The 12,071-nt window shown below is 58.5% G+C and carries 15 protein-coding genes and 1 tRNA gene; 4 read left to right on the forward strand and 12 right to left on the reverse strand.

The window, feature by feature from the left end; all coding sequences use genetic code 11:
• Positions 1-1,093: 1,093 nt before the first annotated feature.
• The 7 genes from AC3RCG_RS02560 to petA all read right to left on the reverse strand — a co-directional run bounded on the left by AC3RCG_RS02560 (position 1,094) and on the right by petA (position 5,912).
• The gene (locus AC3RCG_RS02560; RefSeq protein ID WP_071653840.1) at positions 1,094-1,465 is read right to left on the reverse strand and encodes an NYN domain-containing protein; all 372 of its coding nucleotides are present in this window, start codon (positions 1,463-1,465) and stop codon (positions 1,094-1,096) included.
• A 50-nt stretch (positions 1,466-1,515) separates the two neighbouring features.
• Positions 1,516-1,591, reverse strand: a tRNA-Thr gene (locus AC3RCG_RS02565).
• A gap of 26 nt (positions 1,592-1,617) precedes the next feature.
• Positions 1,618-2,130 (reverse strand): ClpXP protease specificity-enhancing factor, encoded by a 513-nt coding sequence (locus AC3RCG_RS02570; RefSeq protein WP_070223748.1) that lies wholly within the window; start codon positions 2,128-2,130, stop codon positions 1,618-1,620.
• A 225-nt stretch (positions 2,131-2,355) separates the two neighbouring features.
• Positions 2,356-2,967 carry a glutathione S-transferase N-terminal domain-containing protein gene (locus tag AC3RCG_RS02575; RefSeq protein WP_010394154.1) on the reverse strand — a complete coding sequence of 204 codons (612 nt, stop codon included), beginning with the start codon at positions 2,965-2,967 and terminating at the stop codon, positions 2,356-2,358.
• Positions 2,968-3,087: 120 nt separating this feature from the next.
• On the reverse strand, positions 3,088-3,852 hold the full coding sequence (locus AC3RCG_RS02580; RefSeq protein ID WP_070223750.1) for a cytochrome c1: 765 nt from the start codon (positions 3,850-3,852) through the stop codon (positions 3,088-3,090).
• A 36-nt stretch (positions 3,853-3,888) separates the two neighbouring features.
• A complete protein-coding gene (locus AC3RCG_RS02585; protein ID WP_492402385.1) occupies positions 3,889-5,301 on the reverse strand; it encodes a cytochrome b in 1,413 nt (470 codons plus the stop codon).
• A 2-nt stretch (positions 5,302-5,303) separates the two neighbouring features.
• The gene (gene petA, locus AC3RCG_RS02590) at positions 5,304-5,912 is read right to left on the reverse strand and encodes a ubiquinol-cytochrome c reductase iron-sulfur subunit (protein WP_070313043.1); all 609 of its coding nucleotides are present in this window, start codon (positions 5,910-5,912) and stop codon (positions 5,304-5,306) included.
• Positions 5,913-6,325: 413 nt separating this feature from the next.
• Between petA and mscL the strand changes: the two genes are divergently transcribed.
• The 4 genes from mscL to AC3RCG_RS02610 are packed head-to-tail and all read left to right on the forward strand — an operon-like array spanning position 6,326 to position 9,051.
• Complete coding sequence (gene mscL / locus AC3RCG_RS02595) at positions 6,326-6,775, forward strand: large conductance mechanosensitive channel protein MscL (RefSeq protein WP_070223752.1); 450 nt, start codon at positions 6,326-6,328, stop codon at positions 6,773-6,775.
• A 41-nt stretch (positions 6,776-6,816) separates the two neighbouring features.
• Positions 6,817-7,977 carry a Do family serine endopeptidase gene (locus AC3RCG_RS02600; RefSeq protein ID WP_099408048.1) on the forward strand — a complete coding sequence of 387 codons (1,161 nt, stop codon included), beginning with the start codon at positions 6,817-6,819 and terminating at the stop codon, positions 7,975-7,977.
• Positions 7,978-7,998: 21 nt separating this feature from the next.
• On the forward strand, positions 7,999-8,691 hold the full coding sequence (locus AC3RCG_RS02605; RefSeq protein WP_070223756.1) for a DUF2461 domain-containing protein: 693 nt from the start codon (positions 7,999-8,001) through the stop codon (positions 8,689-8,691).
• A 15-nt stretch (positions 8,692-8,706) separates the two neighbouring features.
• On the forward strand, positions 8,707-9,051 hold the full coding sequence (locus tag AC3RCG_RS02610; protein WP_230504142.1) for a cupin domain-containing protein: 345 nt from the start codon (positions 8,707-8,709) through the stop codon (positions 9,049-9,051).
• 18 nt (positions 9,052-9,069) lie between these two features.
• Here the strand turns inward: AC3RCG_RS02610 and AC3RCG_RS02615 are convergent, their stop codons facing one another.
• The 5 genes from AC3RCG_RS02615 to AC3RCG_RS02635 all read right to left on the reverse strand — a co-directional run bounded on the left by AC3RCG_RS02615 (position 9,070) and on the right by AC3RCG_RS02635 (position 12,067).
• Complete coding sequence (locus AC3RCG_RS02615) at positions 9,070-10,110, reverse strand: NAD(P)H-dependent glycerol-3-phosphate dehydrogenase (protein ID WP_492402384.1); 1,041 nt, start codon at positions 10,108-10,110, stop codon at positions 9,070-9,072.
• Positions 10,111-10,178: 68 nt separating this feature from the next.
• Positions 10,179-10,640, reverse strand: coding sequence for an SH3 domain-containing protein (locus tag AC3RCG_RS02620; protein ID WP_070289474.1), 462 nt, complete (start codon positions 10,638-10,640; stop codon positions 10,179-10,181).
• A gap of 82 nt (positions 10,641-10,722) precedes the next feature.
• On the reverse strand, positions 10,723-11,196 hold the full coding sequence (secB, locus tag AC3RCG_RS02625; protein ID WP_010394167.1) for a protein-export chaperone SecB: 474 nt from the start codon (positions 11,194-11,196) through the stop codon (positions 10,723-10,725).
• A 160-nt stretch (positions 11,197-11,356) separates the two neighbouring features.
• Positions 11,357-11,623, reverse strand: coding sequence for a glutaredoxin 3 (gene grxC, locus AC3RCG_RS02630; protein ID WP_070220900.1), 267 nt, complete (start codon positions 11,621-11,623; stop codon positions 11,357-11,359).
• A 27-nt stretch (positions 11,624-11,650) separates the two neighbouring features.
• The gene (locus AC3RCG_RS02635; protein ID WP_070220898.1) at positions 11,651-12,067 is read right to left on the reverse strand and encodes a rhodanese-like domain-containing protein; all 417 of its coding nucleotides are present in this window, start codon (positions 12,065-12,067) and stop codon (positions 11,651-11,653) included.
• Between the last annotated feature and the right edge of the window lie 4 nt (positions 12,068-12,071).

Here is a 12,071-nt window from a genome sequence, read left to right on the forward strand (position 1 = left end):
AAATCTTCGATCAAGGTAAGCTACTTCAGTTGCTCGTCAGTGGCTCACTTAGATGCGATGTGGAGGAGTGGACGGAGTAACAAACAACATAAAAGACTTAATGCATTGAATTTCACTCATCGTATGGATTAATGCTCAAACGCTGGCTCTAGCGTTGGTAACATTCGTTTACGACTCAGTAATCGCTGCCGGCTCTTCGAGGCAAAGACGGTCACGATCCGTCTTCCTAGAAGTTCCTGTTGGCAATCTGGAATTGTTTATCTCGTCTTACACGCAACCAGCATAGTGCGTTCTGATGTTTTTACAGCCGATGCGCCGAATGAGCCGTTGCTTGCTGCGGCGCTCGCTATCGACACAGCTTCACTCGATTTATCGAGGACATCATAGCCTGTGCTGCCACAAATGTTACCTGCCGCCGCAAGGCATTTGTCCCAACCTCGCACTGTACCGCTGCAGTTTAATGCGTAGGCTTTTCTACCATCTGGGCCATAACTTTCTTTCACTGTTGCGCAGCCGGCCAAGGTCAGGAGCCAAAGCACAGCGAAGCCTAAACTGCAAAAACTGCAAAAACTGCGAGAAATTTTCATAAGTTACCTTTAGTTGTTATATGTGAAATTCTATCGCAGAGTGGAGTTGAGCATACTATTAGAAAACGACCGTTTTCCAACATCTATCAAAGTCAACGATTACTCATGTTGGAAATATAGGGGTTGCGATTTCTAGTAGGTGAGAATATTCGAACAGTATTCTCTAACACCACTTACCCGGAAATCATCATGGCAACCTTCGCATACGACCGCGTCAGCACAAAAGAATAGGCCGCTGACAATCAGCGTCTTGAAATTGAGGGCGCCGGCTACCAAGTCGATTAGTGGTTATCCGACACCATCAGTGGCAGACAAGCGCAACGAACGGCGATAATTGCCGAGTACGGGCGGGGCGGGAGCTTCAGTGCACTGGCTTGTAGGTATGGCGTGTCGCGCGCCAGTATTTTGAGCATAGTAAACAAGGGCTAAAGTCCATCCGCGATTCCCCGCTTTTGCCAGGCATCCGGCCGGCACTTTTCTAAAAATTTTCCCTCTGCGCGGAGTATTCAAAGGGATGGGTTAGGCATGCCCATAAAATAATAATTGTCTAAGTTGACATGTCGGTCCGGTACATCGATGTAGCCGGTGCTTCTCCCGCTGGAAAGCGATGCTACATAAGCTCGTTTTCCTGCTCGCATCACAGCCTCAATAAGAGGGCGATAGTCGACGTCACCGGACACCAGATATACAGCATCCAAGGCGTCGTTTTTCACATACTCCATAACATCAACACAAATACTGATGTCGACGGATTTTGTTTTCGTCTTACGTGCTTCTTTCTTGAAAATCTTTGGCAGTACTCGAAGTCTCGGCCGATAGTACCCTCTGAAAAAACCTACACAATGCCTACACGATTCGAATAAAAAACCAAAAAACAAAAAGGGTTACAAGCATAAGCATGTAACCCTTTGATTTTCCTACTGAATTCTGGTGCCGACTGCCGGTTTCGAACTGGCCACCTGATGATTACAAATCAACTGCTCTACCAAATGAGCTAAGTCGGCAAAAACTGTGCGTTGCGAATTATACGCTATTTAATGCGTGTCAGGGTCGGGCGGCCGCCTTTTTTTGGTGGCTCGTCGTCGCCGGGCGTGGCGTTGTCGCGTTGTTCGGGGGAGCTGGCCGGCACGGACGACAGGGTCGGGCCGCTGGCGGCGGGGGCGAGCACGGGCGGCGGCACGTCGGCGGAAGCGGGGCTGTCCGTCGGTTGCGCGTCGGGGTCATCGTTGCCCAGCACGGGCTCGAAGGCCATGCCCTGGCCGTTTTCGTTGGCGTAGATGGCCATCACGTTGTCGACCGGCACGTAGATTTCGCGCGAGACGCCGCCAAAGCGGGCGTGGAAGCGGATGGCGTCGTTGTCCATCTTCAGGCCGCTGGTGGCGCCGAAGCTGATGTTGAGCACGATTTCGCCCTTTTTCACGTATTCCATCGGTACCGTGGTGCGCGAATCGACTTTGACCGCGAGATAAGGCGTGTAGCCGCTGTCGGTGCACCATTCGTAGATGGCGCGCAGCATATAAGGTTTGGTTGAGATTTCAGACATGATAGGCACTGTGAGGCGGGAGCGCCCCCGTCAGCATGAGGCGGGCGCACCGGTAGTTCAAAAGACTGGGACAGCGCAAAAAACAACTTTAACACGTGGCCCAAGATGCCCCAGAAAGCGTCGCGAGCAAGCCCGATATCGGCTTGAGTAACGCAGCCGTACTTCAGTACGGCGGGTAACGCCTAGTCGAGAGCGGGCTGCGCAGCAGCTTTATGGGGATATCTTTTAGCGGCGCATGACTTTTTCGGATGGCGTCAGCGCTTCGATGTAGGCAGGACGCGAGAAGATGCGTTCGGCGTATTTCATCAGCGGTGCAGCCGTCTTCGACAGTTCGATGCCGTAGTGGTCCAGGCGCCACAGCAGCGGCGCGACGGCCACGTCGAGCATCGAGAATTCGTCGCCCAGCATGTACTTGTTTTTCAGGAACAGTGGCGCCAGGGTCGTCAGGCGGTCGCGGATTTCCGCGCGTGCCTTGTCGTGGGCCTTGTCGTTGCTCTTGGCGCGTTCGCTTTCCAGCACGTGCACGTGCACGAACAGTTCTTTCTCGAAATTGAACAGCATCAGGCGCGCGCGGGCACGCATCAGCGGATCGGCCGGCATCAGTTGCGGATGCGGGAAGCGCTCATCGATGTACTCGTTGATGATGTTCGATTCATACAGGATCAGTTCGCGTTCGACCAGGATGGGCACCTGGCCATACGGGTTCATGGTCGAAATGTCTTCCGGTTTGTTGAACAGGTCGACGTCGCGCACTTCGAAGTCCATGCCTTTTTCAAACAGGACCAGGCGGCAGCGTTGCGAAAATGGGCAGGTTGTACCCGAATAGAGAACCATCATTTTTTATAGTTCCTTAGAAACAAAGGGGGTGAAGCCGCGAACGGCTCACCCCAGGTCGCTTGTCCACTCATGCGGACAACGCAGAAACAGGCATAAACCGGCCTAAGGCCGGCGCCTCACTTATTTGACTTCCTTCCAGAACGACGCGTTAAGGCGCCATGCCAGCAGAGCAAAGACCGACAGGAACAGCAGTACCCAAACGCCCAGGCGCTTGCGTGTCTGCTGTGCCGGTTCGGCCATCCACTCCATGTAGCCGACCAGGTCGGCTACCGCATTGTCGTACTCGATCTTGTTCAACGTACCTGGCTTGACCTGCTCGAAGCCGGTAAATTTGTGGATCTTCTTGCCAGCTTCGTGCGGATCGTTCTCTTCCACGAACTTGGCAGTCTGGACACCTTGCAATTCCCATAATACATGCGGCATGGCAACATTCGGCACGACCATATTGTTCCAGCCGGTCGGACGAGTGTCGTCTTTATAGAACGTACGCAGGTAAGTATACAGGTAGTCGCCGCCTGTGCCAGCGGAAGATGATTTCGCGCGCGAAATTACCGACAAATCCGGCGGTACGACGCCAAAGAAGGCCTTGGCGTCCTGCGGCGCCAGGCTGGTCGTCATCAAGTCGCCGACTTTATCGCCGGAGAACAACAGATTCTGCTTGATCTGGTCTTCCGTCAAGCCCAGGTCGCGCAGGCGGTTGTAGCGCATCGACACGGCGGCGTGGCAATTCAAGCAATAATTGACGAACAATTTGGCGCCATGTTGCAGCGCTGCCATGTTGGTCTGGCGGTCAGGCGCCTTGTCCAGCGGAAAGCCGCCTTCGCTGGCGAGAGCCATGGCGGGCACGAGTGCCAGGATGGCGAGCAGTTTTTTTGCAATCTTCATATGATGTATGTCCTTTGAGCGTGGCGTGAGAGCGGCTTAGTGCGGGTGAAACGTCACACGCGACGGCACGGTCTTGAACTTGCCCATGGCACTCCACCATGGCATCAGCAGGAAGAAGCTGAAGTAAATCAGGGTGCACACTTGCGACACGATGGTTCTGAAGTCCGTTGGCGGCTGGGTCCCGAGGTAGCCGAGGATCAGGAACGACAGGCCGAAAATGGCGTACACATATTTGTGCCAGTTCGGACGGTAGCGGATCGATTTCACGGGCGAATGGTCGAGCCATGGCAGGAACGCCAGGATCACGACGGAACCGCCGAAGAACACTACGCCCCAGAATTTCGCATCGAGCACCTGCGGCAGCATGCCGATGATGGCGACGATGGCGATGCCGGCGATGATGGACTTGATCGTCGTCGACAGGCGCGACTTGAGCCAGATGAACACCACGTAGGCGGCCACGGCACCCATCAGCACGTACATGAAGTCGGCCGTGGTGGCACGCAGCACCGAGTAGAACGGCGTGAAGTACCAGGTTGGCGCGATGTGCAGCGGGGTTTTCAGCGAGTCGCCCGGCAGGAAGTTGTTGTATTCCAGGAAGTAACCGCCCATTTCCGGCGCGAAGAAGACGACGGCGCTGAAAATGACGAGGAAGATCGAGACGCCGAACAGGTCGTGCACGGTGTAGTAGGGATGCGAAGGGATCGAATCGACAGGGTGGCCATCGGCGCCCAGGTTTTCCTTCACTTCGATGCCGTCGGGATTGCTCGAGCCGACTTCATGCAGGGCGATCAAGTGCGCTGCAACCAAGCCCAGCAGTACCAGCGGGATGGCGATCACGTGGAAGGCGAAGAAGCGGTTCAGGGTGGCGTCGGACACCACGTAGTCGCCGCGGATCCACAACGACAGGTCAGGGCCGATGAACGGGATGGCGCCGAACAGGTTGACGATCACTTGCGCGCCCCAGTACGACATCTGGCCCCATGGCAGCAGGTAGCCGAAGAACGCTTCGGCCATCAGGCACAGGAAGATGGCGAAACCGAACAGCCAGATCAGTTCACGTGGCTTGCGGTACGAACCGTACAGCAGGCCGCGCGTCATGTGCAGGTAGACGATGATGAAGAAGGCCGAGGCGCCCGTCGAGTGCATGTAGCGCACCAGCCAGCCCCACGGCACTTCGCGCATGATGTACTCGACGGAATTGAAGGCCAGGGCCGCATCCGGTTTGTAGTGCATTGTCAGGAAGATGCCGGTGACGATCTGCAAGACCAGCACCAGCATGGCCAGCGAGCCGAAGATGTACCAGAAATTGAAGTTTTTCGGAGCGTAGTACTTGCCCCATTGGTCGTTCCACAGCTTGGTCAGGGGAAAGCGGTCATCGACCCAGCCCAGCGCTTTTTCGGCGGCGGGAGCGTCTGCCGGGAACTTCGTTTCTTTGAAAGCAGCCATGATCAAGCCTCGCCTTTCTCGTCTTTACCTATCAGCAATTTGGTGTCGCTCAGGTACATATGGCGCGGCACTTGCAGGTTGTCCGGCGCCGGCTTGTTCTTGAACACGCGGCCTGCCATGTCGAAGGTGGAGCCGTGGCAAGGGCACAGGAAGCCGCCTTCCCAGTCATCGGGCAGCGATGGTTGCGGGCCGGGGGCAAATTTCGAGGAAGGGGAGCAGCCCAGATGGGTGCAGATGCCGACGGCGACGAGAATTTCAGGCTTGATCGAGCGCCATTCGTTCATGCAATACGACGGCGTGAATTCGGCGGGGTTGCGCTGGGAATTGGCGTCGGCGACTTTGCCGTCGGTCTTTTTCAGCGACGCGACCATTTCCGGCGTGCGCTTGAGGATCCAGACCGGCTTGCCGCGCCATTCGACGGTGCGCATTTCGCCGGGTTGCAAGGTGGTGATGTCTACTTCGACCGGCGCGCCAGCCGCTTTCGCGCGCTCCGACGGCTGGAAGGTGCTTACCAAGGCTCCCGCGGTTGCCAATCCAACTACACTGCCCGCCGCGCACGTGGCGACGAGCAAGCCGCGACGGCCTGAATCGACCTGCTTTTCGTTACTCATGCAAACCCCAATCAGTCAAAATGCGAATCTTTATTATGAGTGGCAGCCGCGAAAAACCCGTCGCCGAAGCTCTATCCCACTGATTGCCGCAACCCGCATCTTTGTACGGTAAAGTGGCAACATCCCTGCGGAACTTCGGACTATGGCGCAGCCCGTGCCAGTTTCTTGTTGATTATCCGGAAGTGAAAAAGCCACTTCTGGCAACCGCAAATTATAAGTGAAGCAAACAACGAATAAAACAAAAACGTTGCTTGTACCATAATTTATATACTTTTGCAGGAGGTGGCTAGTTCTTTCGAACTAGATGCGCGCGGCTGTGCACGAATTGGTCCTGCCGGCAACCACAAGTTGGTATCCCCAGGAATCAATAGTATGATCGGCATGTTTTTTATACATATCCGAAGGAGAAATTCATGGCAATGATGAAGGAATTTAAAGAATTTGCAATGAAAGGCAACGTCGTCGATCTGGCGGTTGGTGTCATTATCGGCGGCGCCTTCGGCAAGATTGTCGATTCCTTGGTGCAAGACGTGATCATGCCGCCTATCGGCCGTATTTTCGGCGGCCTCGATTTCGCCAATTACTATCTGCCCCTGAATGGCCAGGCGACGACGATGACCCTGGTGGAAGCGAAAAAAGCGGGCGCCGTGCTGGCCTACGGTAACTTCCTCACCATTTTGCTCAACTTCATCATTCTTGCCTTTATCATCTTCCAGATGGTGCGCCTGATGAACAAGGCCCGCCGCAGCGAACCGGTCGCGCCGGCCCCGGCACCGGCCACGCCGGAAGACATCGTGCTGCTGCGTGAAATCCGCGACTCCCTGCAGCAGAACGCACGCAACAGCAACAATCTGGCAAAATAAGCCGTTCCGGCACCGGCCGGCTGACCTGGGCAGAGAACTGTATGCGACGATTCTGGTTATTGTTTGCGCAAACCGTGACGATCGCGTTGGCGCTGTACTTTGTGTACGGCGCGCTGCGCCCGGCCAGCCGGGTACAGCAGCTGGGTTCTCCCGCCAAGCCGGTGCCCGTGGTGGAAACGGCGTCGAGCAGCCTGGCGCCCGGTTCCTACCGCGACGCGGCGGCGCGCGCCATGCCCGCCGTCGTCAACATCCTCACCCTGCAAGTGCCCAAGCGCGGCGCCCATCCGCTGGCGCGCGATCCCTTCTTTAAACGTTTCTTCGGCGACCGCGACCCGGACGGCGAGGATGACGAGGACTTGAAAAACAGCCTCGGCTCGGGCGTCATCGTCAGCCATGAAGGCTATGTGCTGACCAACAACCACGTGGTCGAAGGCGCCGACGAAATCGAAGTGGTGCTCACCGACGGCCGCAAGGCGCCTGCCAAGGTGGTGGGGCTGGACCCGGAAACGGACCTGGCAGTGATCAAGATCAACCTCGACAAGCTGCCCGTCATCGTGCTGGGCCAGTCGGAACTGGCGCGCGTGGGCGACGTGGTGCTGGCCATCGGCAACCCGTTCGGCGTGGGCCAGACGGTGACCATGGGCATCATCTCCGCCCTGGGCCGCAACAACCTGCACATCAACAGCTTTGAAAACTTCATCCAGACGGATGCGGCGATTAACTTCGGCAACTCGGGCGGCGCCCTGGTCGATACGCGCGGTAATCTGATCGGCATCAATACGGCGATTTACTCGCAAAGCGGCGGTTCCGTCGGCATCGGCTTCGCCATTCCCGTTTCGACGGCCAAGACCGTGATGGAAGCCATCATCAAGGATGGCCACGTGGTGCGCGGCTGGATCGGCGTGGAAACGCAGGACATCACGCCCGAGCTGGCGCAAAGCTTCAACCTGCAGCGATCGAGCGGCGCCATCATCGCCGGCGTGGTGCGCAACGGCCCGGCCGACAAGGCGGGCATCGTGCCCGGCGACATCCTGCTGACGGTGCAAGGCAAGCCTGTCGGCGACACGACGGAAATGCTCAACCTGATCGCCCAACTGCCGCCCGGCGAAAAAGCTAAAATGACGGTGCTGCGCAAGAATCGCGAAGCGGCACTCGACGTGATGGTGGGCAAGCGTCCCATCCCGAAAGAGCTTTCCAAATAGTTGCTGATCGGAATTTGACACATGCATGTGCGTGATTTGACCCAATTTTTACGTGAACTGAGCGACAACAACAACCGTCCCTGGTTTGTCATGAACAAGCCCCGCTACGACATCCTGCGCGAGGAATTCCTCGCCTTGGTGACGTCGCTGATCGGTGAGCTGGGCAAGTTCGATCCGGCCGTGAAATACTGCAATCCGAAGAAGGCCTTGTTCCGCATCAACCGCGACGTGCGTTTCGCGCACGACAAGAGCCCGTATAAAACGCGCTTTTCGGCCGCCATCGCGCCGAACGACATGCGCCGTCCCAGCAAGGCGGGCGGGCCCACGTATTATCTGCAGATCGACGGCCAGGGCAATCTGCTGTTCGGCGCCGGCGAATACATGCCGCCACCGGGCCGCCTGAAGGCGCTGCGCGAGCACATGGTCAACGACGCGCCAGGTTTTTCCAAAGTGCTGAAGAATAAACGTTTGAAGGCCCGTTTCGGCACCATCCAGAACGAGGGCAAGTTGCAGCGCCCGCCCAAGGGCTTCGAGGCGGATGCCGAACATATCGAATTCATCAAGCTGAAGAGCTTTTTTGTCTGGACCGAAGTGCCGCTGCCCGTGAACGCACCCGAGAAACTGCTGCCGACCCTGGCGGAAGGCTTGAAGGATGCGTGGCCGCTGGTCGAGTGGATGCGCGGCGCGAAAGAGCCGGAGGAAGTCACCGAGTAATTGCCGAAGGAGCACATGATGGCACTGGAGCACGCAAGTTCAGGACAGGTGATCGAGGTGCTGCGCCGGGATGGCGACGACCTGTCGCAGTTTTCCGCCATCGCGCTGGCCAGGACGGATGAACTGGAATTGATCCGCATGTGCATGCCCAAGGGCAAGACCATGCCCGAGCATCATGTGCTCGGTGAAATCACCTTGCTGTGCCTGCAAGGGCAGGTGGCGGTGACGGCGCATGGCGGCGAGCACCTGCTGGGGCCGGGGCAGATGCTGTACCTGCTCGGCGGCCAGGCGCACGCGCTGGAAGCGCGCGCAGACAGTTTATTGCTGCTCACCATACTCATGCACAAGGCGGGCCGCTAGGCGCCGCCCGGTTTATTCTCAGGCCGCCTCGGCGCGCGGGTCGCGCGACAGCAGCTGCTGCACCATCACGTGCGGCAAATCGCCATCGAACAGCACGCCGGCCACCGCATTGGTGATCGGCATGTCGACGCCCATGCGGCGCGCCAGTTCGCGCACGGCCTTGGCGCAGGGCACGCCTTCGGCCACATGACCGAGTTCGGCCACGATGGTGTCCAGTGCCTTGCCTTGCGCCAGGCCCAGGCCGACCCGGCGGTTGCGCGACAGGTCGCCCGTGCAGGTGAGAATCAAGTCGCCCATGCCCGTCAAGCCCATGAACGTTTCCGCCTGACCACCCAGGGCCGTGCCCAGGCGCGTGATTTCCGCCAGCCCACGCGTGATCAGCGCGGCGCGCGCATTCAAACCCAGGCCCAGGCCGTCGGCCACGCCCGTGGCAATGGCCAGCACGTTCTTGACGGCGCCGCCCACTTCCACGCCTACCAGGTCTTCGCTCGCATACACGCGGATGGTGCCGCCATGCAAGGCCGAGACGACGGCGCCGCGCAAGGTGGCGCTATGCGAGGCGATGGTCAGCGCGCATGGCAAGCCGCGCGCCACTTCCTGCGCAAACGAGGGGCCGGACAGGGCGCCGCCGGCCACCGCGTCGCCCAGCACTTCCTGCACGATCTGGTGCGGCAGCAGGCCCGTGCCGCCTTCAAACCCCTTGCACAGCCATACCAGGTTCGGGATGGCCTTGTCTTTCAGCTGCTGCAGCATGGGGCGCAAGCCCGCCACGGGACAGGCGGCGATCAGGAGGTCCTGTTCGCCCCTGGCATGCGCGACGGCCGCGTCGAAATCGGCGCTGATGCGCAGTTGCGGCGGCAAAGGGAAGCCCGGTAAATAGCTGTTTTCGCCGCTGGCGGCCATGGCGGACATGGCCTCGGCATTGCGGCCCCACAGCAGCACGTCGTGGCGGCCGGCCAGGGCCATGGCCACGGCCGTGCCCCAGGCGCCGGCGCCGAGGATGGTGATCTTGCGGGGCAGGGCCTTGGCGGCGGGAGATGTATCTGGAGAAACTTGCATGCAACCTCAGTGGGGCGGAAGAAACGGGTGCGGCGCCCGGGCCGGTCGCCCGGTGCGCAGGGCGGGGCTTACAGGCCCCACACTTCGCTGGTCTTGACGTAGCCGCTCTGGCCATCCTTGTGGCGCACCTTGACCCAGCCGGAGCTCGGTTGCTCGCTCATTTCCAGCAGCACGCCCTTGTCGACGAGGATGATGGCGGAGGCGGTGTCGTCGGGGCTGGCGCGCACCTTGAGGTTCGCGGCGCGCGCCACGACGTTGCGCTTGGCGGACAAGCCCTTGGCTTCCGTCCAGGCCATTTCGCCGCTGGCGTCGCGCACCTTGACCCAGTCGCCGTAGCTGAGCACGACTTCCAGCGGCATGCCGCGCGGCGCCACGTACAGCTTGCCGCCCTTGCTGGACGGCGCGTCGTACAGGATCACGGGGTTGGCTCCCACCGTTTTGAAATCGACGGCGTGGCTGGCGGCGGTCGCCAGCAACAGTACGGCGCCGGCCATCCAGCGGAACTTGCTCAAGAGCGCACTTTTCAACATGATATTTTGAACCTTAACGAAACACGGCGGCCAGGCCGCCGTGTCAGGCCAGCCTTGACGGCCGGCGGGGTCTTGCAAGAGCTTAGTGCGTTTCGCTGGCTGCTGGTGCTGCTGCAGCGGCGTCAGCAATAGCTTGCAGACGTTGTTGGTAGAACACTTCGAAGTTGATCTCGGCCAAGTGCACTGGCGGGAAGCCGGCACGGGTGATCACGTCGGCGATGTTGGCGCGCAGGTAAGGGTAGATGATGTTCGGGCAGCCGATTCCCAGCAGCGGATCGAGTTGATCGGCAGGAATATTGCGTGCTTCGAAGATACCGGCTTGCTTGCCTTCGACCAGGAAAGCGACTTTATCGCCGACTTTGGCGGTGACGGTGATGGTCACGGTGGCTTCGAAGATGCCGTCGGCCAGAGGTGCAGCGCCCACGTCCAGAGCTACTTCGATCGCTGGCGCTTCTTGTTCCAGGAAAATAGCTGGGGAATTTGGTTGTTCCAGCGACATGTCTTTCAGGTAGACGCGTTGGATTTGGAAGACTGGTTGCAGGTTTTCGTCAGACATGGAACGCTTTCGTTGTAAAGGACAAGAACGGCACACCGTTCAAATATGGTGCTTGCGGTATTCAAACCGCGCCGGATAGGCGCGGCCAGATCAGGTGCGAGGGCAATTGTATCAAAACAATACGACAAAAAACCAAGCAATTTCTCGAACCCGCTTTATATCAGGCTGCCGTGCCATTTAACAAGGGGTCGAGCTTGCCAGCTTGATCGAGCGCATACAAATCGTCGAATCCGCCCACGTGGGTGTCGCCCACATAGATTTGCGGCACCGTGCGGCGGCCCGTGCGTTCCATCATCTTGATGCGCTCTTCCGGGTCGAGGTCGACGCGGATCTTTTGCACGGCGACGCCCTTGGCTTCCAACAGGCGCTCGGCGCGCACGCAATACGGGCACACGGCGGTGCTATACACAATTACGGGGACGGTCATGATGATTCCTTCTAGTTAAATGCCGGCTTACTTCGCCAGCGACAGGGTTTTCAATGGCAAACCCTGCTTTTTCCATTCGTCGAGGCCGCCTTCCAGGCTTGTTGCCTCAGCGAAACCGGCTTTGCCCAGCAGGCCGACGGCGGTTGCCGAACGCGAACCTTTCTGGCAAACCACTACAATGGGGCGCGTTTTGAATTTTTCCAGCTCGCCCATGCGTTTTGCCAGTTCCGGCAGCGGAATATTTTTTGCGTCAGGCAAGTGGCCTGTGGCGAATTCTTCCGCGCTGCGCACGTCGACGATGATGGTCTTGCCACGGTTGATCAGTTGCGTGACTTCCAGCACGGTCGCGCGCTTGCCGCGCATCGACAGCAGTGGCCAGAGGAGGGCGCCGCCGGAAATAATGACGATGGCAAACAGAAAAATGTGGTCGATAATGAATTTCACGTAG

It is taken from the genome of Janthinobacterium sp. GW823-FHT01H08, assembly GCF_058797855.1.

Bases quoted from the DNA above. Each gene is read 5' to 3' on its own strand.
- AC3RCG_RS02570 (WP_070223748.1), bottom strand. From the start codon at position 2,130: ATGTCTGAAATCTCAACCAAACCTTATATGCTGCGCGCCATCTACGAA.
- AC3RCG_RS02575 (WP_010394154.1), bottom strand. From the start codon at position 2,967: ATGATGGTTCTCTATTCGGGTACAACCTGCCCATTTTCGCAACGCTGC.
- AC3RCG_RS02580 (WP_070223750.1), bottom strand. From the start codon at position 3,852: ATGAAGATTGCAAAAAAACTGCTCGCCATCCTGGCACTCGTGCCCGCC.
- AC3RCG_RS02585 (WP_492402385.1), bottom strand. From the start codon at position 5,301: ATGGCTGCTTTCAAAGAAACGAAGTTCCCGGCAGACGCTCCCGCCGCC.
- petA (WP_070313043.1), bottom strand. From the start codon at position 5,912: ATGAGTAACGAAAAGCAGGTCGATTCAGGCCGTCGCGGCTTGCTCGTC.
- mscL (WP_070223752.1), top strand. From the start codon at position 6,326: ATGGCAATGATGAAGGAATTTAAAGAATTTGCAATGAAAGGCAACGTC.
- AC3RCG_RS02600 (WP_099408048.1), top strand. From the start codon at position 6,817: ATGCGACGATTCTGGTTATTGTTTGCGCAAACCGTGACGATCGCGTTG.
- AC3RCG_RS02605 (WP_070223756.1), top strand. From the start codon at position 7,999: ATGCATGTGCGTGATTTGACCCAATTTTTACGTGAACTGAGCGACAAC.
- AC3RCG_RS02610 (WP_230504142.1), top strand. From the start codon at position 8,707: ATGATGGCACTGGAGCACGCAAGTTCAGGACAGGTGATCGAGGTGCTG.
- AC3RCG_RS02615 (WP_492402384.1), bottom strand. From the start codon at position 10,110: ATGCAAGTTTCTCCAGATACATCTCCCGCCGCCAAGGCCCTGCCCCGC.
- AC3RCG_RS02620 (WP_070289474.1), bottom strand. From the start codon at position 10,640: ATGTTGAAAAGTGCGCTCTTGAGCAAGTTCCGCTGGATGGCCGGCGCC.
- secB (WP_010394167.1), bottom strand. From the start codon at position 11,196: ATGTCTGACGAAAACCTGCAACCAGTCTTCCAAATCCAACGCGTCTAC.
- grxC (WP_070220900.1), bottom strand. From the start codon at position 11,623: ATGACCGTCCCCGTAATTGTGTATAGCACCGCCGTGTGCCCGTATTGC.